We start from the raw sequence: 21,132 nt of genomic DNA on the forward strand, positions 1-21,132 counted from the left end.
TCTACCTAACCCAAATGAACGCGCACATGACATCTGTTGAGCAATCCCTTCCCCAAACAAATTATATCCTGCGTGCCGCCGCTTGGATGAGCGGTGCAGTATTTTCTTTTACTGCAATGGCAATTGCTGGGCGCGCTCTTTCGGGTGACTATGATACCTTTGAAATTATGACATATCGATCCATTGTAGGGGTGGTATTGGTTGTTTCTTTGGGGTGGTACTCCGGAACACTTAAGTCGATTTCAACCAATCACTTCAAACTGCAATTGATGCGAAATATCGTCCATTTTACCGGACAGAATTTGTGGTTTTTCGCCCTACCCCTAATTCCATTGGCGCAACTGTTTGCACTTGAATTCACAACACCGATTTGGGTCATTGTTATGGCTGTGGTGTTTTTAGGGGAAAGGTTAACCCTGACCCGACTTATGGCAACCACGCTTGGCTTTATCGGTGTGCTCATGGTCGCCAAACCCGGCGTTGCGACAATTGATATTGGATTGATCACAGCCGCGTTGGCTGCAGTCGGTTTTGCTGCAACAGCAATATTCACCAAAATGCTGACGCAACGCACGGATATGATCAATATTTTGTTTTATTTAACGGTAACGCAAGTGGTATTTGGGTTTATCACCGCAGGGTATGACGGCGATATGGCTCCTCCAACATTGGCCGCTCTTCCGTGGTTAACTTTGGTCGGGTGTGCAGGATTGTTTGCACATTTTTGCATGACACGCGCTTTGGCCATAGCGCCCGCGTCGGTTGTTACACCTTTTGATTTTGCACGGCTCCCCATCATCGCCGTCATCGGTATGATGTTTTACAACGAACCTCTTGATCTACTTGCCTTGATCGGCGCTGCTGTTGTATTCGCTGCAAACTATATAAACATCAAAGGTGAAGGCCGATAAACACGTATTTCGTGTATTTGTGATCACACATTCGCTCTGACGTGGCGTCAGGAATTGACGGATGAGCGAACTGTTGCCACCATTCAAGGTATAAAAAGAATAAAGAACTTCAGGGATGAGAAGATGAACAAAGCTTATACAGCCGCCGCTGTACTTGCGTTTACGGGCGGTATCGCCAACGCAGGTGGCGTAGATCGTTCTGGTCAGAGCATCAGCGCATTATTCGAAGATGGGAACTATGTTGAACTTTCGTTTGGCAGCGTTAATCCGACTGTATCCGGTGTCGTAACAGGAACGGCGTTGAGTTCTGGCGACATGGCCGCCAGCTATCAGCAATTTGGCTCAGCTCTGAAATTCCAAATAAATGATCGCTTTAGTTTTGCGGTGATTGCAGACCAACCTTTCGGCGCTGATGTGTCGTATCCGGCCTCGGCTTATCCGCTAGGCGCCGGAACAGGTGCGCAAGCTGCCTTAGAAAGCTTTGCAATAACCGGGGTTGCGCGCTACGCATTGTCAGATCGCATTAGCGTTCATGGTGGTTTACGTTATCAAAACTTATCCGCTGAGGTCGCTATCCCAGCAATCGCGAATTACACCGCAACGGGTGAACGCGACTATGGTGTTGGTTATTTGGTCGGCGCAACCTACGAAATTCCCGATATCGCTTTGCGGGTCTCGCTGACCTACAATTCCTCAATCGAACATAATCTAAGCACGAGAGAAACATCCCTTGCTGCGCCAGGAGGCTTAAGCAGCAATACGCAAATCGATGCCCCTGAATCAGTAAATCTCGATTTTCAGACAGGGATTGCACAAAACACGTTGTTGTTTGGTTCGGTGCGCTGGGTGAACTGGTCAGAATTTGACATTTCACCGGGTCACTATACAGCGATTACGACCAATGCAGGGAATCCAACGGGAAGCCAATTGGTCTCATACGCTGATGATACGATTACTTACACTTTGGGTGTTGGGCGTAAATTCAACGAAAACTGGTCAGGGTCTTTGGCAATTGCATACGAAGACCAAGTTGGTGGGTTTGCTTCGAATTTGGGGCCAACCGATGGTAAGCTAGGCCTGACTTTGGGCGCACGTTACACCTATGAAAACATCACCGTTTCCGCTGGGATAAATTACACCGAAATCGGCGACGCAAATACAGTCCTTGCGCGTCATCCCGGCACGGGTGCCGTGCTTGCCACCTCTGACTTCAGCGACAATTATGCGATTGGTGCTGGGTTCCGTATCGGCTTTCATTTCTAAACCAACCAATGGACAGATTTCAAACGCCCTGCCTTCGTGCGGGGCGTTTTTGGTTTGACCCTGTGCGTGGTGCTGTTTACTCACAGATGAACGCAGGGATCGAGGCAACTGATGTATTACAATAATGCACAAGAGTGGCGGAACGCACCGTCAAAACGGGTCATGTTATTTGCAATGTCTGGACTGGGAAAAACACATGTTTCCAATATCTTGCGTGAAACAGGTGATTGGTTTCACTACTCGGTCGATTACCGTATCGGTACGCGCTATATGGGTGAACACATCGTAGATAATTTCAAACGCGAAGCGATGAAAACCCCGTTTTTGGCAGATTTGCTCCGGTCAGATTCTATTTACATTGCGTCGAACATCACTTTCGACAATCTATCGCCTCTGTCGACGTATCTGGGAAAACCCGGAAATGCCGATATGGGGGGCGTACCATTTGATGAATATATACGCCGTCAGGCCCAACATAAAGTTGCTGAGCTCGCGTCTTTGACGGACACAGGTCATTTTGCCGAACGCGCCCAAGATATTTATGGCTATGACCATTTTGTCTGCGACAGTGGCGGTTCAATCTGCGAAGTTGTCGACCCCGACGATAAAAATGACCCTGTGTTAAAGCATCTATCGGAAAACGTTCTAATGGTGTGGATCGAAGGGTCTGATGCTCATACCCAAGAATTGGTGCGCCGTTTTGATAAAGCGCCCAAGCCAATGTATTATCAACCAGAGTTCCTAATCCCGAAGTGGAAAGAATATCTGTCTGATAACAATCTCGTAGAAGAAAACGTGAATCCGAACGCTTTTGTCAGATGGGCCTATTCGCAGGCGTTGGCGCATCGTCAACCTCGATACAAAGCAATGGCTGACAATTGGGGCATCACCGTCAAAGCCGAAGACGTCGCCAAGGTCAAAACACACGAAGATTTCACTGACTTGATCGCAGTTGCCCTTGAGGCCCGCGCCTAGTCCGCCTATCTATTTCAGTCTGACAAAGGAGTTTCAGACATGCCTATCAAAATCCCATCCAGCCTCCCTGCCTATCAAGTTTTGGCAAATGAGGGCGTGATGGTGATGGGCGAAGGGCGCGCGGCCAATCAGGATATCCGGCCTTTGCAAATTGGGCTTCTCAACTTGATGCCCAAAAAGATACAGACTGAAACCCAATTTGCCCGATTGATTGGCGCTACACCTTTGCAGATCGAATTGACGTTGATCCGCATGTCTGAGCACGAAACAAAAAACACCGCTGCAGCGCATATGGAAACGTTTTATCACGCGTTTCAGGATGTAAAACATCGCAAATTCGATGGTCTGATCATCACGGGTGCCCCAATCGAACATCTCCCGTTCGCCAATGTGACCTATTGGGACGAATTGCGCGAAGTAATGGATTGGACCCAAACCAACGTGCATTCGACCTTTGGCGTTTGCTGGGGTGGTATGGCTATGATCAACCATTTCCACGGTGTTAAAAAGCACATGCTGGATCACAAAGCGTTTGGATGTTTCCGACATCAAAACCTTGTGCCCAATTCCCCGTTCTTACGCGGGTTTTCGGATGAATTTGTTATCCCGGTTAGCCGTTGGACAGAAATGCGTCAAAACGAAATCGACGCGCACCCTGACTTGATCACGCTTTTGGGGTCTGACGAAGTTGGCCCCTGTTTGGTGCAAGATCCAAAGCGGCGTGCGCTTTATATCTTCAATCATTTTGAATATGATTCCGGTACGTTGAAAGAAGAGTACGATCGCGATGTAGCCTCGGGCAATTATATCAATGTGCCCGACAACTATTATCCCAATGATGACCCCACGCAGGCGCCCCAAAATCGCTGGCGCAGCCATGCGCATTTGCTCTATGGGAACTGGATCAATGAAATCTATCAAAGCACACATTTTGATATTTCTCAGATTGGTCAGGCCTAACATTTGCGCCCGCATGGTTTGAGCGTCATAGTCAAAGAACAAGATGGAGGAATTCATGCATCTGCCCTTTGATGGTGCGATAAGTGCCTATTTTGACAATGACGCCCCTGATGATGTGCGCGACGCAATTCAAGCCGGAGGAAAGAAAGATGTTCTTTCCTCCACTTACCCCTATGACACGCAGATGAAGCGCAGCGATTATGACGTTCAAATGGCTGCTTTGCAGATTGAATTGGTAAAATTGCAATCCTGGGTTAAAGAAACAGGTGCGCGCGTTTGCATTGTGTTCGAAGGGCGCGATGCAGCCGGAAAAGGCGGAACAATCAAACGGTTGCGTCAAAACCTTAACCCTCGTGTCGCTAAGATCGTCGCGCTGTCAAAACCCACTGACCGCGAACAAAGCCAATGGTATTTCCAGCGCTATATCGAACATCTTCCTGCTGGTGGTGAAATCACCCTTTTTGATCGCAGCTGGTACAACCGCGGCGTCGTCGAAAAGGTTTTTGGATTTTGCTCAGACACGCAACGTGATCAGTTTTTCAAACAGCTACCGGAGTTCGAAGATATGCTGGTGAATGAAGGCATTCACTTTGTAAAACTTTGGCTGAATGTAGGACGTGCAGAACAATTGCGTCGTTTTTTGTCCCGCGAAAAAGATCCATTGAAACAATGGAAACTCAGCTGGATCGACGTTGAAGGGTTAAAGCGTTGGGACGCATATAGCGATGCCATTCGTGAAACATTAACGCTGTCGCACACGAAAGACGCTGCGTGGACCGTTGTGCGTTCTGACGATAAGCGCCGCGCACGTTTAAGCGCCCTGCGCGCTGTCCTTCAGGGCATTGACTATACTGGTAAAGACGTTTCCGTCACTGGTGCGCCAGATCCGAAAATATGCGGAGGTCCCGATATCTGGGATGCGTAAACGCGGCTATCATCATGGTAATCTTAAACAGGCCTTGATCGAGGCCGCATTGGGTCTGATCGAAGAAAAAGGTCCAACCGGATTTACCTTGTCAGAGGCTGCAAAGCGCGCTGGCGTGACGCCAGCCGCTGTTTACCGCCATTTTGAAGGCCGTGAAGACCTCATCGCTGAGGCCGCGCGCCTTGGCTATGAAATATTTGCCGACGTGATGGAACACGCCTTCGAAAGCGGGCAACCCTCAGCACTTGCATCGTTTGAAGCAACGGGTCGGGCCTACCTTGCGTTTGCACGTAAATTTCCCGGCCATTATGTCGCGATGTTCGAAAGCGGCATTTCCCCCAATCGCACCCCGGAATTGGCGTTAGCCGCGGGGCGTGCAAAGGCTGTGCAAGAACGCGCCGCAGTTGCGCTTTCTCAACATATCCCACCTGAAAAGCGCCCCCCCGCCAGCATGTTCAGCGCCCATATTTGGGCCATGAGCCACGGTGTGGTTGAACTGTTTGCACGAGGTGCACCCGGAACCAAAAGTCCCTTCCCGCCCGAAGATTTACTAGAGACTGGGATCGGAATTTATTTGCGTGGTATGGGACTCATTGAACCCGATAAATAACGTCGGCCACGCATGTTAAGAAAGGTGACACTCCATGAGCAGATTTTTGGGTCAAACGGTGCTTATCACAGGCGGAAACTCTGGTATCGGTTTTGCCATTGCGCAACGTTTTGCTCAGGAAGGTGCCAATCTGATATTGCTCGGGCGTGATACAAAAAAAGGCACAATTGCTACCGAAAAAATCAATGCTCTTGGTTCGGAGTGCCAATTTATCCAATGTGATCTTAGCCAAGAAGACAATATCAAAGAGGTCATAGAACGTATTCCGAGCCTTGATGTGCTTGTTAACAATGCAGGTTTAGGTACCCGCCGGACCGAAGTTGATCATGACAACTCCCCCTCGGAGCGCTGGCACACTTGGCGTGGGGCAAATTTAGATTCGACATACTTGATGTCCGCCTTTTGTTTGCCACTGCTCAAAAAAAATGCTGGAAGCATCGTCAATATTTCGTCCACGGCAGCCATCCATGGAAATTGGGGGCTTTATGGCGTCGCCAAAGCTGGGGTTGAAGCATTAACCCGATCATTTGCATGCGAAGCCTCTCCGGTCCGGGTGAATGGTGTAAGCCCAGGTTGGGTGTTAACCGAAGCAACTGCCCACGCTGCAGGCAAAGATACCGACGCATGGGATATACCTCCATCACTTTTGAACAGGATGGGAACTGGTGCCGAAATTGCGTCCGTAGTTGCATTTCTAGCATCAGCAGATGCGTCCTTTATAACAGGGCAAACATTAGTTGTTGATGGCGGATTAACGATCACAGATTATCCATCGCGCGCTATGTTGGAAAAAGTCGGTTCGAACCTGTTTTCTCAAGACTAGTGTCTGGTTTACGTCATCTAAGCGACATGCAAGATGTTGAGACCAAGGTGTTTCACAGATTGCATTTTCCTTTCGTCGATTAATGTAGATAACGCATAAAATTGATTTCGACGTTGCTTACATCAACGCTCGTATCAAAGCGGAACCTAATTTTTTCTGGCATCCCGTCGTCTACATCATGAATATCAACCCACCAATCCTCAAATTGACCACGGGCCGCCATTGAATTCTTGCGGCGAAGTTGAATGGTATGTTTTTGCCCATCTGGGAAGTATAAGTCGATCTTAAGCCAACGTGCCTCAGGTGTGTTCAATCGAACATGAAGCAAATTACTGTTGGAAACGCTGCTATCCAAAAACAGAGTAAGACTATCCTCAATGACATCTAACCTGTGCTGAGAAAGTAAGGCGCTATCGTTGGCCCGCATAGCCCCAAGGAGTTGGCGCAATGCACTGGCTTGTGGAACTTCGGTATAGGGAAACTCCCAAATGACCAAATCGGGACGCTCTACTTCGAAACCACCAGAGAGAGCGAACGCCTCAAGTGGCCCAATAAGCCCTCCCCCAGAAACAGATTCATTTATCAGCTCGATCCCTAGGGCAGAGGAAAATGCATCGGCAACCTGATATTGATCGCGACGGTAGCGATCACTGAAACTGGTCCCAAAAAGCAGTGCAAATTGGGTGTTACGCGTCGAGCCTAACAAGTTGGAATCGCTTTGCTCCGTCAAAACCGTATAATTGAACTGCGGAGTTGCTTCTGAAACAGCACGATAGCCGCAGGTCGCATCAACAATATCACTCAATGATCCTCGTTCTTGGAACATTTCAGAGCTTGCAATATCAACAAGATCAAAAGTTGCCTGCATCCCCAGAGCATTCGCCAAAGCCAGTGCGCTACGTGCTGCACCTGTATTGGTCCAGTGTGAATCACGTTGAAAATAGAAAGGCGTTGGGGATTCAGCTGTCGCAACGGCCATTAAATCCGGAACCACCGCCCCACCTTGCCGAAGCTGCGTCAGAAAGTCAGAAAATGACTGGCGTGCATCATCGACATTATACTGACCGATTGATCCAAGCGTCAGGTCAACAATGTCTTGGCCAGCAACAACCGCGCGCGGCGGTGCAACCAAGATCGCCAATGGAATATCGCGACGCGCAAACTCACCAATCACGTCCTCCATTAACGCGTCTGCCTCTGCTTTCATTTGAAAATCTTCATCAAGCTGATCAGATGTAAATATCCAACCGGCGCCGGTATGGCTAAAAATCGGTGCCAATCTTTGGTATCGGCGCTCTAATTGACTTTCATGCATTAACGCATCGCAGTAAGGTGTGCTGGCCGCTGGCGAAGCGACCAACGCAGTTGCAACAATCGCTACAGAAAGGCGTTTCATTCCGTTTCCTCCATGTTGATATAACGTTCAGGAATTTCCCAAATCACAAGTTCAGGCCGCGTTTCTACAGTCGGTAGTGAATTCAGAAATTGGCGCATGGGTAGGAAAGGCCCCTCGCCCTCCATCGCATAATTGATCAAATCTAGGTTCAGTTCTTGACGAAGGAACCCAGAAAAATTGAATTCTTCGCGCGCTGAGAAACTTGTTCCCACCAATGCAACTGGCACATTTACATCGCCAAATAGGCTCCCGCCGCCAGTAGTGCTATTCGTAACCGATAAGGTAATGAATTCGGCAAGTGGCCCCGCCAATGAACGTAGTGGTCCTGTGTCAATGAACGCCAAAAGGTCACCATCAAACAGAGTTTCCTCAGCAATTGTCGTTTCAAACCTCTGAGTGCCCGTTAAATCCAAAGCCTCTGAAATTTCTCGCGCTGAAAGCATCGCTCCAAATGGGCTCCAGTGGGTATCAGTGCGCATAAAGGTTTCATCTGTGGCACGACCTAACAGGAGCGTCTGCTCCAAATCGATCCAAACGAAACCATGGCGTTCGAGTAAAAACTGTAATCTTTCGTATCGTGTTTCAAGAGCGGTCATTCTCGGATGAAATATCCTATCCGAATAAATTCTCGCTTTGTCAGGAACAATCACGGGTATCAATCGAATGTTAAAAGCACTTAACGTCCGAGATACTTCGACTAGTTCAGTTTCAAACAAACTGCTATCGGGCGACACAAACTCTTCTGAAGTAAATAACCACCCATCTTGACCCTCAACGACCCGCGCGCCGGTTTGGCCCAAAATACGATATTTAAAGGCATTCCACGCATAAACCGCCCGGTCTCGTAATGGTAGATTATGCAGGAATTCGTTTTCGATATTCCGTTGATATTGCCCGTCCCAGATCGTTTTATTGTATAATCTCAAATCCGTACGCGCCAACCCCATCGCGCCAGCACATACGACCAACACTGCAATCATCACGATGTTTATTATCTGTAATTTACCATGCAACATGATCGTAGCTCCTAAAACTGAAAATATAGAAATGGAGAATACGTTCGCGCCATCAGCACCACCGTACAAAGCCCAAAAAGAACGAAAGAGGCGAAGGTAGGAGCATTGCCCCACACCACAAATTTAGCTTTGGGAATGCAAACCAATAAGATCGAAACCAATAGCATTATGAATTCGAGCGGTTGATTAAAGTGAACAGTTTCAGCACTAAGTGCGATGCCGTTTAGCCCGATCATACCAACATACATGCCAATCGCGTCCGACACCGAAGGCGCCCGAAACATCACCCACCCAAGTAAAACCACAAGCGTTGTAAATGGCCAGCCAATGTAACGTGGCCAAATACGCATCACTTCACCTTGAATGCGTCGTGTCCTCCATCGTTCTATTGCTAGGAAAAAGCCATGCCAACTGCCCCACAGAACAAACGTCCAGTTTGCCCCATGCCACAATCCCCCTAAAACCATCGTTATCAATAAGTTGCGATATGTTTTTAAGGTACCCTTCCTATTTCCTCCTAAAGGCACATAAAGATAATCACGTAACCAGTTGGATAAGCTGATGTGCCAGCGCCGCCAGAACTCTGTAATCGATTGGCTGACATAGGGTGCATTGAAGTTTTCGACAAATCGAAACCCAATCATCAACCCCAATCCAACGGCCATAGCCGAATATCCGGCAAAATCAAAAAACAACTGCATTGAATATGCCAGCGCACCCAGCCAAGCTTCTGTCAGGGTTGGGTGAGATAGCGCAAACATGCGATCTGCCAATGGTGCAATGCTGTCCGCTACCAACAATTTCATGGCCAATCCGGTTACAAAACGATGCAAACCGCTGGAAAACTTCTCAATACTGTGCCTGCGATTAGAAAACTGCGCCGATAGATCTTTATAGCGTAGAACAGGGCCAGCAATCAGTTGTGGGAACAAAGCGGTAAACGCTAAAAAGTCCACCAAATTCCGCGCTGGCGGCGCGTCTTCGCGGGCGACATCGATTATGTAGCTAATTGATTGAAAAGTTAAAAATGAAATGCCAATGGGCAGAATAATCTGCATGGCCGGCGACGAGTATCCGCCAAAAGCGGCAAACGCTGGCGCCAAATTTTCGATCACGAAATAGGTATATTTAAAATATGCTAAGACCGCTAAGTCTAGGCTCACTCCGGCCCATACTGCCCATTTTCGGTGCTTGGTTTCATGACACGCAAGCGACAACCATGCAGCTACATAGCTGATAAGAGATATCCCCACGACCACCAATAGATATCCAAATTTCCACCAACCGTAAAAGGCATAGCTGGCGATCAAAATTAGCAACGATCGATAACGGGCAGGCACGAGATAATAGCTGGTTAGAAACAACGGGAGGAATGCAAACAGAAAAATAGCTGATGAAAATACCATATCTCGTTATTCCAACTCAACGACGGGGCCGAAAGTATTTGGGATCAGATAAACCCCGTCATTTTCCGCAATAAATGTAATGTTTTGCCCTCGTCGTAAGGCAATTTCAAAGTCTTCAGACCTATTATGCGTATGTATCTGCAACGTTGCTGCAACCGGATTGACCGCCCTGATCCCGGCGCTTAACGCCGCTGTGGCGCCGATCACAACTGGCCCTCCTCCTGACACACGCAGTGACGCATCTCCGTTTCCTGCGTTGAGCAAAACAATATAAACTTTTGAAACTCTATCTCTTTGGGGCTCTGCAATAATGCTGATAGAACTGTTGTCTTCGGGGTTTGCCACTATACTGTAGTATCCCCCCGGCTCTACTTCCGCGATGTTTGCAGCTGAGAGCGCGACATAAGCGTACGCTGGTAAATTGCGCTCGCCTAAGAATAGACCCCAGAAGGGCTTGGACCAAGGGGCATCATCACCTATCCAACGCACGAAAACCGCGTCCGAAGGCGGAGGCCTATCGTATAAACCAGTATCATCAGCAATTGCAGAAACTGAGCTAAAACAAAGAGTAAAACTCAAAAGTAACCCTGCTTTTATTGCTTTCATGTCCTCGCTCCTTTGCCAAGAGGATTGCATGAGGAAAGCAAGTTTTAGTACGGCGCTTACGGCTAGGTTTTTGTACAGAAGGATACGTCAGCACATACCTTTTGGTCGATCGAACCGCTGAAGTGGCACAGAACATGACAGTTTTTCGCTTAAAAAATGAAATCCTGCAATGACAGTTCATGTATATCCGTGTTTTCTAATATTATGAGCGGATACTCAGGAATAAGTGAATTTTCACTCGGCACTGCATGAACCTCTACATCTGCACCATTTTGAAAAAATTCAAATGACAAGCTATCAGTTGAAAAGTCCCCGAAACAAGAAATGCGGGTAACTCCCACCCCGTTCAAATCGAAATAAGACAGTCCCGCCAATTCCATAAGTCCGTGAATATCGAGGCGATCAACACCAATTTCAAAATCCGAAATCGTGTTGGAAGCGGATAAATCTGCCAATATAAAAATATCAGCGCCGAGGCCTCCAATCAATTGATTGATGCCCAACCCACCGTTCAGAACATCTGCGCCGGCCCCTCCTGTTAAGGTATCGTTGCCGCCCCCGCCGCTTATAGTGTCATCACCGCCCAAGCCTTCAATTGTATTTGGCCCATCACCACCCGAAATAACGTCGTCACCCACCGTTCCTGTTGGCGGCGCTTCGTGAATAGAGTCATATGCATCATCTGCAGTAATAAGCCCAAAAAATCCATTTTGTTCGACGAATTCATAGAATGCGGATTGCTCAGCGCTGGTGAATGTCCCCCTAGTTTCAACCGCCAAAAAATCGATCTCGGAATCCATGGCAAAATTTGCTAAAGCCTGAAGCCACGCCGTAGATGAATTACTACCCGCATCGAATTGATTTTCCATGAGAAATGCATCAACGTGATTGAGGAACTCAAGGTAATCTTCTGTTTCAATTCCACCCGATGAATCCGAGCCCAAGTAGGCCCCCCCGTTAATTGAAATATAAACATCCGGATTAACGGCTTCTACTGCCGCGGATATTTCATTCACAAAGGCGATCATATCATCCGCAGCCTGGCTAAAGCTGTACTCAGGATCATTCGCCGCGGCCTCATAAAACCGCCCGACATCATCGAGGAAAAGGCCGTTATAACCAAAGCCGCCTTGATCGCTGGGCGTTACCATCTCTAGGGCTTGCTCAATGACGAGACTGCGCCATGCTTCGTCCGTATAGTCAACAATATAACCGAAATCATCTGCGATCCCGTGGTTACCCGTCAGCCAGCTGGGGGGATCGCCATCGATATTAATTGGGCCGATGTCAGCGTTATTCGGGTCAATAGGGTCGACCCAATTGTCGTTCCAATAGGTACGATAATGGTCGGTAACTGCGACGTTTAGATAGGCAACGACCGTACGACCCTGTTGTTGGAATGTAGCAATCTGCGATTTGCTCAGCGAGGATTCGACCGCAATACTGCCGATTCCGGATTCAACAATCAACAAATCAAAGGGAGTCGCAGCAGTGTCCGTGTAATTGACACCCTCTAACTGTAAATGAAAATTGGAAATCTCAGGCATAAAAAACTCATAAATATTAGGTATAACAAAATCATCTAAACCATATGAAATGATCGAATTTAATTCAACACCCGTGCAAACAGGCAAATTGGCCCCAGCCATCCCAATTCTTTCGCCCGTGTCGCATTCAGGATGGACGCGCATTTTCTGATGTATTTATGTGAAGCATGACCAACGTAAGCACCTCTCACCCAGCCATTGATCGTACCCTTGTTGGTGTTGCCCTAATGTTGGGATTTTGTTTGACCGCCCCCTTGTTGGATGTGGCCGCAAAGTTGGCATCGGAAAGCATCCCGGTCGGACAAATTACAACTGCACGCTTTATCGTACAATGCGCTATTATGGCTCCGTTTATCTGGAGTATGGGCCTGTCTTTAAGAGTTGCACGCGTGGAATGGTCTGCCCTTGTGTTTCGCGCAGTACTTTTGCTTATCTCGACCTTTTGTTTCATTGCAGCAATCCGCGTTATGCCGCTTGCTGATGCGTTGGCGATTGTGTTTGTAGCCCCATTCATCGTTCTGCTCGTCGGCAAGTTTTACCTCGGCGAAGATGTGGGTGCCCGCCGTGTCGGGGCGGCGCTCGTCGGGTTTGTAGGTGTCTTATTTGTGATCCAACCAAGCTTTGTTGCCTTTGGCTCAGCGGCGTTGTTCCCTCTGGGTACGGCGGTCGGATTTGCATTCTATATACTTATCACTCGGGGCTTGTCGCGCCGAATGCATCCCGTGACGTTGCAATTTTATACAGGCCTTATTGCGAGTGTGCTTTGCCTGCCTGTCATCCTATTGGCCCAAGGTTCGGGATCTGAACTGTTTGACCCAGTCTGGCCGGTTGGCGTAAACTGGTTGTGGTTGTTGGGCGTAGGTTTCTTCGCCACATTGAGCCATATGATGATGACCTATGCATTGTCGCAGGCCCCGTCTGCCACGTTGGCCCCGTTGCAGTATTTGGAATTGCCGGTGGCGACACTATTCGGGTATCTGGTTTTCCACGATTTTCCCAACTCTCTAGCTTTGACTGGCATAGCCATCATCATCGGAGCGGGCCTTTACATGATACACCGCGAAAGGGTAACGGCCAGACAGCTCGTCACTGAACGGGCGGCTCCTCCCACCTGAGGTGATGGGCGTGTCAGTGCCAAGGACACTCCTATAACGATGCGCTCATAATGCCATTTGCAACAGATTAAGAACTTCACGAATAGATTTCGAGATAGGCGACTTTAATAATGACTGAGACACATGAAACCCCAAAGAGCATTCGCTTAGAGGGTTTAGACGTTGCCCGTTACTTTGCTTTTGTTGGGATGGTGATCGTCAACTTTAAAATCGCAATGGGCGCAGAGAATGGCGGCGGACTACTCAGTTTTCTAACCACAGCGTTAGAGGGGCGCGCTGCTGCTACCTTTGTCGTTCTGGCAGGGATCGGATTGGGATTAGCCGGGCAACGCGGGCTGAATAACACGATTTTCGTAACGATCAAACGCGCGGTATTTGTGTTGGTGGTCGGCTTACTCAATATGACGGTCTTTGACGCAGACATTTTGCATTATTATGCTTTTTATTTTTTGTTTGGGGTGCCTTTGTTGGCAATGAACCGCAAGGGGTTGTTTGGTGTATTAATTGGTCTCAACCTCGCCTTCGTTTTCATGATCCTGACATTAAACTATGATGCGGGTTGGAATTGGGAGAACTACACCTATTCAGATTTCTGGACCCCAGTTGGTTTTATCCGAAACTTGTTTTTCAATGGCTGGCATCCCGTCATCCCCTGGCTCGGCTTCCTAACGTTCGGTATCATACTAAGTCGTGTTTCACTGGGCGAGCGCGCAACTCAGGTCAAATTGATCATTGGTGGTGCAACAATGGTTGCTCTGGCAGAAGGGATAAGCATGTTGCTTAAAGACGCCCTGCTCCCGAATGATCCAGAGCTTATGGCTTTGGTGACAACCGGTCCTGTTCCTCCCATGCCGCTTTACACACTAGCAGGCCTTGGAGTTTCTTGCGTCGTTGTGGGATTTTGTTTGCTGATTTCGCAACACCTCAAACCTAATGGTATTCTGCACATACTGGTTCCTGCTGGACGGCAAACCCTAACCCTCTATATCGCGCACATATTCGTTGGAATGGGCACGCTCGAAGCCCTAGGCATGCTCGGACATCAGACCGTTGGAAAAGCGCTGATGGCGTCTTTGTTGTTTTGTCTGCTCGCAACTGTATATGCGTTGATCTGGGCGCGTTGGTTCAAGCGCGGCCCTATTGAGATGGTCATGCGTAAGCTTGCAGGATAGTCCTATGATCCGTTGATGTTCTCCTCGAACAACTTCCAACGTCGCGAAAAGGTGGGCTAGAACTTATGCCCGGTTCGATTTAGTTTTCAATGCCATTGAGTAAAGAGGAACTAAAGTGCATCCAATTCAGCGCAATATGGGAATGTCACCTCAAGAGGTGGACAGCGTTTCCATTTTTCCGATTTCACAGGCAACAGCAGCGACATTTTCGGATCTCTATTTTCGATTGACGTTTTTCTTCTTCATTCAGAAAGGCAGCAAGCGTGTTCTCACCTCATCTCAGGGTGAAATGACCGGAGAAGAAGGTGATTTAATGATATTTCCCCCTGGCTCGATGGTAACGTTGGAAAACCGACCTGTATTAGACGACAGCTATCGCGCATTGGGTGTCTGCTTCCCTCATGATCTTATCAATGCGGTATATGCAGATTTACCCCCCCCAACGAAGACTGCCTCAGGCATTCAGGTCGTACGCGCAACAACCCAACACCCAGCTAATATTCTAGAATTGATCCAAAACACTTTGGACAATGACACATTGCCTGAAGCGATCCGTCAGCATCGCCTATTAGAGCCACTGATTTGGCTACGTGCGCACGGAATACTCCTTCCTAGATTTGTGCAAGATCACCCCATCAGCAAGGTGCGTGAATTGATTGAAACAGATCTCAGTTACCAGTGGACGGCAGCCGAAGTAGCAGAACAATTTGGGATGAGCGAAGCAACGATGCGCCGTTGGCTGTCTAAGTCAGGCCAAGGGCTGTCCAAAATTTTGTTACACACCCGGTTAGAACATGGGCTAAGCCTGTTACAAACAACGGACGTGCAAATTTCTCAAATCGCCTTGGATTGCGGGTTCAAAACTCCTTCTCATTTTTCGGATTCTTTCAAGAAAAGGTTCGAAATTCGACCAAAAGATATCCGTTCAGCCACAGTTTGATCGTTATTCGACATTTGTTGAGTGGCAGTTGGAAGCAGGCGTGAGTGAAATTGATTAAATGTAAATCACCGTCACAGAGAACCTCGAAAGGTATGAAACATGCTCCGCAGCTCCCTCTTCTCTACTTTGTTATATGCAGGATTAACTGCAACACCCGCGATTGCCGACACATTCCAACTCTCCAGCCCCGACATTATTGAAGGTCAGCAACTTGCCACTCAACACGTTTTCAAAGGCTTTGGTTGCGAAGGAGGCAATATCGCGCCATCGCTTTCATGGACAGGTGCCCCTGAGGGTACAGAAAGCTTTGCGATCACGGTTTACGACCCAGATGCGCCAACTGGATCGGGTTGGTGGCATTGGTTTGCCTTCGATATCCCATCAGATGTCACCGAGTTTCCCTCCGAAGCAATGCTCAGCGACACAGTTGTGGAGTTGAAGAACGATTATGGCACCGTAGGCTTTGGCGGTGCGTGCCCTCCTGCTGGCGAGGTTCACCGGTATGAATTCACCGTGTATGCTCTTGGCTCGACACTCAACATTGACGAAACGGTAAGCAATGCGTTGGCTGGCTTTATGGTCAGAGCCAACAGTCTCGCCTCATCAACAATCACTGCCGTGTATAATCGTTAAAGCACTGCGCCTCAGTCATCGCTGGGGCGTATCATTCTTAATCATAAATCAGAGAATAATCCTGCTAAACATTGCATTACTGCTGCAACGGGCGTTGACAGTGAAACCTCAAACGTCGTTGTTCAATGGCAAGTGGTGTTGTCGGTTTTCCGTTCCAGCCAAACAAACCATCCTCGCACTATTCAAAGACAGGCCAATTGATGACCTGTCTTTTTAGTGTACGCCTAAACTACAGAATGAATTCGTTTAATTCTGCTTGGCTGTCCGCAGTGGTCAACACAAGTGCGGCTTCTTTTTATGTCAAGAGTTTATGAAGTCATCATATGAGTAAACGCTTCCATCTGCGAAAACGAATTCCTCTATGTGTTCGCCCATATATGCGATACGTAGTTCGCCTGATTGAGAACCATTGTCCCATTGCATTCAAAGAGCAACCTGATTACCAAGGTTGGATATCTGGGAATAATCGGCCGTTGCGAAAGTAAAATCATCGACATTTAAATCCGCAAACACAACGCGATCCATTGTTCCGGAATGGAGGGATTCCGTGTGGTGCCCGATATATACCAATCCGTGGTCGGTGGCGTATTGATAGGTATCGTTTCCGCTTTGGCCATTGAGAACTTGTAATCCGTTTGAACTCAATCCAGCATCTAAGACATCGTGACCGCCACCACCATGGATGGTGTCGTTTCCCCCTCCATCTGCGATAGTGTCATCGAAAATCGATCCAAGAAGGGTGTCAGCGCTGTTTGTGCCTGCAAAATCTGTATCAATGGTTACCATCAAGTGTTCGTAGCTATCGAGCGTGAATGTAGTTCCGTTGTTTACTGGACCTAAATTTGATACCTCGAGAAGGGCATCAGGTTCGTTGTAGGGCTGAAAGCCCGTTTCCGAACCAAACTCTCCATTTGTAGACCCTGTTACAACTCCCAACTGCGCAATTTCTACATTTCCAGCCATGCCACCCAAGTTATAGACATAGTTAAGTTTTTCTAAGGTGAGCGACGAAAGAAACACTACAACTGCACCGTCTCCAGCAAAGGTGTGAACGTCAATTTTTGAGTTTGAACCCGAAACATCTAGTTGCTTTTTCCCGATCAGATTATCCTTCATGAGTTCAAAAAAACGGCCTGCAATGGTAAGATTATTTTCGCCACCAGCGTACAATGGGGTTACTTGATATTGCATTGCTCAGATTTGCATTGAATCTGTGCCGAGCTCCAGAAATTCAGAAAATATTTCGAACATCGCCTCAGTTTGCTTTAACCCAAAATAGGCGTCGAAATTATGCTCGACATTCCATTCACTGATTTGCAGATCCAGAGAGCGGTCTGAAGTAGCGTCGTTCCACACATCATAAAGGTCGCCCGTAAGCGAGGTGAGGGAGGCAATATCAGAATAGTCTAATGTTTCAGGGGTTTGGCCCTACGTCCCAAAATAGAAATGGCCAACAACCGTATCAACTGCGTCGAGCCCACCGTTCAGAACGAATTCATTAAGAACAGCATGGTTTCACCTCTTAACAACGACTCTCCTTTTTGGAGAGTATAAATAAATAATTAACCATAAAATTGTGAAAATGCATCTTAAATTCGTGCTGCAAAGGAGCCATTTTTTCATTGGATCTATGCGTTCTCAAAGATCACCATTGGCGCGGCATGATGACGAGATTGCTCCGCGCCAGAACGTCTCCGTAAATTACTTTTCAGAACAACCCCAAAACAATTATCACAGGAAACCGAGTCGACATAAATTCTGGGCGCTGTAAGTTTGCAGCAAACCACGAAGGGGACAATCTGCGATGACAACACATTGGAAAAAGATGCTTCAAACACACTGGGGTATTTCCGCGGATTTATCGCAACTCGATGGTGAATATGATTTAAATATTCTCGCCCAAAGCGCGGACCAAGCTTACATTCTTAAGGTGATGCGCCCCGATTGCGATGCGAGCTTTATCGATCTGCAAATTCAGGCCTTTGACCATATAGAAAATACCGGCCAACAAATTGCGATGCCCGCGGTTATTCCTGCCCTCAACGGTGAACGGATGTGCGAAGTCAAGGATGAGGCCGGCGCAACACGCCTTCTCTGGGTGCTGGAAAAATGTCCGGGGAAAACCTACGCCCATTTCGCCCCAAAATCCAATGCACTGATCCACGACCTAGGGCAGCAACTTGGTAAAATGGACGCGGCGCTTTGTTCTTTTGATCACCCATCATTGGAACGTGATTTTAAATGGAACCTTACTCAGGCCAATTGGATCGACGGGCATATTGAGGCGGTTCAAGATGCACATCGTCAAACACTGATTTCTGAAATATCGGCCGAGTTTGCACATATCCGCCCGACCCTTTGTGAACTGCCAACGCAAGCCCTTCACAATGATGTGAATGATTACAATATTCTCGCAACGGGTGGACCCAATACGCCGGAAAAAATCAGCGGGCTAATTGATCTTGGGGATATGTGTAAAGCCCCCCGAATTTGCGATCTCGCCATCGCGGCGGCATATATCGTCTTAGATCACCCACAGCCAGAACAGGCGTTGGCTGCTTTGGTCAGCGGGTATCACGACACCAACCCACTGAGCCCCTTAGAAATTGATTTATTGTGGCCTTTGCTGCGCGCACGCCTTGCTGTGAGTGTCGTGAATTCGACATTGATGGCGATTGAAAACCCGAATGACCCTTACATTGTGATTTCCCAAGGCCCTGCTTGGCGGTTCTTGGAAAACACTCAGATTCACCCAGGTCTTTTGAAAGCCAGACTGCGCGCGGTGTGCGGATTGCCCGTTACAGATGAAGCCCCCGAAATCATGGCGTTTTTAGAAGAAAATCGCGGTCATTTTGCAAATATCATGTTCGAAGATGTTCGAAATGCACCTATGGGGTCGCTCTCGGTCGAAAATTCGACTTGGCCACAAAACCCATTTCATATGCCACTCAAAGAAGCGGCCCGCGTCGGCGCAGAGTTTGAAGACAATGGGAAAATTTGGCTCGGCTATTATAGCGAGCCCCGTTTGATTTATGCGGAACCCGCCTTTCGCAAAGGCCCTTGGCTGGCTTCGGATCGACGAACGGTGCATCTCGCGATTGATGCATTTGCCCCGGCAGGCCGACCGCTTTATGCACCAATGGATGCAACGGTTCATGTGGTTGAAAACCGTCGTGGGCACCTTGATTACGGTGGTGTGGTCATCCTGAGCCATGAAACACCACAGGGTCATACATTTTACACGCTCTACGGACATTTGAACCCCGAAGTTTGTAAAACACTTACGCCAGGTCAAAGCATTAAAAAAGGCGACGCATTTTGCAGATTAGGCGATCCAACACAAAACGGTGGTTGGGCACCGCATGTTCATTTCCAACTCGCCCTTACCACAGACGGCATGGGCGAAGATTGGCCCGGTGTCTCTGACCCTGATGAAATGTATCTCTGGGGGGCGATTTGCCCGAACCCGGCCGCTTTGATGAACTTGCCTGACGAAAAGGCGCATTACCATCCAACGGATAAAGAACAGATCCTTGAGAGACGTCAAAAACATTTCTCTAAGAACCTCAAACTGACTTACGATGACCCGGTTATGTTTGTTCGTGGTTGGAAACATCATCTCTTTGATGAATGGGGTCGGCCATATTTAGACGCATATAACAATGTACCGCATGTCGGTCACGCCCATCCTAGAATTCAGGCTGTTGCCGCGGATCAGCTCAAACGTATGAACTCAAACACGCGCTATCTTCATAAAGCGCAAACCGAGTTTGCAGAGAAAATCCTGTCCAAGCTCCCTGCCCCGTTTGAAGTCTGTTTCTTTGTAAATTCCGGCACTGAAGCAAACGAACTCGCGCTGCGTTTGGCCCGTGCGCATACTGGGGCCAAGGCGATGATCACACCGAACCACGGCTATCATGGCAACACAACCGGCGCGATTGACATCTCTGCCTATAAATTCAATGCGCCGGGCGGTGTTGGACAGCCGGATTGGGTCAAATTGGTCGAGGTCGCAGATGAATACAGAGGCTCATTTAAGCGCTCCGATCCTGATCGCGCGGAAAAATATGCGGACCTTGTAGATGCGGCCATCGTGAAGATTCACAGCAAAAACGAAAAGCTTGCAGGCTTTATTGCCGAAACCTTCCCCTCCGTTGGTGGGCAAATCATTCCGCCTCAGGGGTATTTAGCATCTGTATATGAAAAAATACGCGAGGCTGGCGGCATCTGTATAGCGGATGAGGTGCAAACAGGTTTAGGCCGTTTGGGGGACTACTATTTTGCGTTTGAGCATCAGAATGCTATCCCTGATATTGTTGTTTTAGGAAAACCAATAGGCAACGGGCATCCTCTCGGCGTGCTGGTGACCAGCCGTGAAATTGCCGACAGTTTTGCGCAGGGACCCGAGTATTTTTCAACCTTCGGAGGCTCGACCCTATCGTGCCGCATCGGGAAAGAAGTTCTAGATATTGTTGATGATGAAGGCCTGCAGAAAAATTCAAAAATAATGGGCGACCGACTACTGAGCGGTTTACGGGCTTTGCAGAAAAAACATGCCTGCATTGGTGACGTACGCGGAATGGGGTTGTTTGTCGGTGTCGAATTGATTTCAAATTCAAAGACTCAAAACGAAGGCACCGAAATTGCAAGCTATGTGAAAAACCGTATGCGCGAAAACCGGATACTGATGGGCACCGAAGGCCCAAAGGACAATATCCTAAAAATTCGCCCACCGCTCACAATAGCCGCCGATGATGTCGATATGATTTTGGCAATTATGGATCAAACGCTTTCGGAGATCGAAATAGATCAGTAAAAGCAAAAAACCGCCCCG

General features: G+C 48.1%; 18 protein-coding genes. 12 read left to right on the top strand and 6 right to left on the bottom strand.

What is annotated here, in order from left to right:
- Positions 1-26 precede the first annotated feature (26 nt).
- The 7 genes from G9C99_RS01140 (at position 27) to G9C99_RS01170 (ending at position 6,467) form a co-directional block, all read left to right on the top strand.
- Positions 27-911, top strand: coding sequence for a DMT family transporter (locus G9C99_RS01140; RefSeq protein ID WP_166415619.1), 885 nt, complete (start codon positions 27-29; stop codon positions 909-911).
- 123 nt (positions 912-1,034) lie between these two features.
- On the top strand, positions 1,035-2,174 hold the full coding sequence (locus G9C99_RS01145) for an OmpP1/FadL family transporter (RefSeq protein WP_166415620.1): 1,140 nt from the start codon (positions 1,035-1,037) through the stop codon (positions 2,172-2,174).
- A 111-nt stretch (positions 2,175-2,285) separates the two neighbouring features.
- Positions 2,286-3,149: an ATPase gene (locus G9C99_RS01150; protein ID WP_166415621.1), complete on the top strand. Its 864-nt coding sequence runs from the start codon at positions 2,286-2,288 to the stop codon at positions 3,147-3,149.
- Positions 3,150-3,188: 39 nt separating this feature from the next.
- Positions 3,189-4,109, top strand: a complete 921-nt coding sequence (gene metA, locus G9C99_RS01155; RefSeq protein ID WP_166415622.1) for a homoserine O-acetyltransferase MetA — start codon at positions 3,189-3,191, stop codon at positions 4,107-4,109.
- A 55-nt stretch (positions 4,110-4,164) separates the two neighbouring features.
- On the top strand, positions 4,165-5,034 hold the full coding sequence (ppk2, locus tag G9C99_RS01160; RefSeq protein WP_166415623.1) for a polyphosphate kinase 2: 870 nt from the start codon (positions 4,165-4,167) through the stop codon (positions 5,032-5,034).
- Positions 5,027-5,644 carry a TetR/AcrR family transcriptional regulator gene (locus tag G9C99_RS01165; protein WP_166415624.1) on the top strand — a complete coding sequence of 206 codons (618 nt, stop codon included), beginning with the start codon at positions 5,027-5,029 and terminating at the stop codon, positions 5,642-5,644. Before ppk2 ends, G9C99_RS01165 begins: the two co-directional genes overlap by 8 nt.
- Before the next feature lie 34 nt (positions 5,645-5,678).
- Positions 5,679-6,467, top strand: coding sequence for an SDR family NAD(P)-dependent oxidoreductase (locus G9C99_RS01170; RefSeq protein ID WP_166415625.1), 789 nt, complete (start codon positions 5,679-5,681; stop codon positions 6,465-6,467).
- Between the two features lie 79 nt (positions 6,468-6,546).
- Here the strand turns inward: G9C99_RS01170 and G9C99_RS01175 are convergent, their stop codons facing one another.
- The 5 genes from G9C99_RS01175 to G9C99_RS18565 form a co-directional block, all read right to left on the bottom strand.
- Entirely contained in the window at positions 6,547-7,863 is a 1,317-nt protein-coding gene (locus G9C99_RS01175; RefSeq protein WP_166415626.1) for an alginate O-acetyltransferase AlgX-related protein, read from the bottom strand.
- Positions 7,860-8,879 carry an alginate O-acetyltransferase AlgX-related protein gene (locus tag G9C99_RS01180; RefSeq protein WP_166415627.1) on the bottom strand — a complete coding sequence of 340 codons (1,020 nt, stop codon included), beginning with the start codon at positions 8,877-8,879 and terminating at the stop codon, positions 7,860-7,862. Before G9C99_RS01180 ends, G9C99_RS01175 begins: the two co-directional genes overlap by 4 nt.
- 11 nt (positions 8,880-8,890) lie before the next feature.
- Positions 8,891-10,285, bottom strand: a complete 1,395-nt coding sequence (locus G9C99_RS01185) for an MBOAT family O-acyltransferase (RefSeq protein WP_166415628.1) — start codon at positions 10,283-10,285, stop codon at positions 8,891-8,893.
- 6 nt (positions 10,286-10,291) lie between these two features.
- Positions 10,292-10,891 (bottom strand): hypothetical protein, encoded by a 600-nt coding sequence (locus G9C99_RS01190; protein ID WP_166415629.1) that lies wholly within the window; start codon positions 10,889-10,891, stop codon positions 10,292-10,294.
- Positions 10,892-11,040: 149 nt separating this feature from the next.
- Positions 11,041-12,438, bottom strand: a complete 1,398-nt coding sequence (locus tag G9C99_RS18565; protein WP_269434808.1) for an endo alpha-1,4 polygalactosaminidase — start codon at positions 12,436-12,438, stop codon at positions 11,041-11,043.
- 167 nt (positions 12,439-12,605) lie between these two features.
- On the opposite strand from G9C99_RS18565, the gene G9C99_RS01200 reads away from it, so the two are divergent.
- The 4 genes from G9C99_RS01200 to G9C99_RS01215 all read left to right on the top strand — a co-directional run bounded on the left by G9C99_RS01200 (position 12,606) and on the right by G9C99_RS01215 (position 16,298).
- Positions 12,606-13,553 carry a DMT family transporter gene (locus tag G9C99_RS01200; RefSeq protein ID WP_166415630.1) on the top strand — a complete coding sequence of 316 codons (948 nt, stop codon included), beginning with the start codon at positions 12,606-12,608 and terminating at the stop codon, positions 13,551-13,553.
- 110 nt (positions 13,554-13,663) lie between these two features.
- A complete protein-coding gene (locus tag G9C99_RS01205) occupies positions 13,664-14,725 on the top strand; it encodes a DUF418 domain-containing protein (RefSeq protein ID WP_166415631.1) in 1,062 nt (353 codons plus the stop codon).
- A 115-nt stretch (positions 14,726-14,840) separates the two neighbouring features.
- Positions 14,841-15,665, top strand: coding sequence for an AraC family transcriptional regulator (locus G9C99_RS01210; protein WP_331459954.1), 825 nt, complete (start codon positions 14,841-14,843; stop codon positions 15,663-15,665).
- A gap of 99 nt (positions 15,666-15,764) precedes the next feature.
- Entirely contained in the window at positions 15,765-16,298 is a 534-nt protein-coding gene (locus G9C99_RS01215; protein WP_166415632.1) for a YbhB/YbcL family Raf kinase inhibitor-like protein, read from the top strand.
- 423 nt (positions 16,299-16,721) lie between these two features.
- On the opposite strand, the gene G9C99_RS01220 is transcribed toward G9C99_RS01215, so the two are convergent.
- Positions 16,722-17,489, bottom strand: coding sequence for a calcium-binding protein (locus G9C99_RS01220; protein ID WP_166415633.1), 768 nt, complete (start codon positions 17,487-17,489; stop codon positions 16,722-16,724).
- Between the two features lie 613 nt (positions 17,490-18,102).
- On the opposite strand from G9C99_RS01220, the gene G9C99_RS01225 reads away from it, so the two are divergent.
- Entirely contained in the window at positions 18,103-21,114 is a 3,012-nt protein-coding gene (locus tag G9C99_RS01225; RefSeq protein WP_166415634.1) for an aminotransferase class III-fold pyridoxal phosphate-dependent enzyme, read from the top strand.
- Positions 21,115-21,132 lie beyond the last annotated feature (18 nt).

Source organism: Cochlodiniinecator piscidefendens, from assembly GCF_011326755.1.
In the GTDB taxonomy this organism is placed as follows: domain Bacteria; phylum Pseudomonadota; class Alphaproteobacteria; order Rhodobacterales; family Rhodobacteraceae; genus Cochlodiniinecator; species Cochlodiniinecator piscidefendens.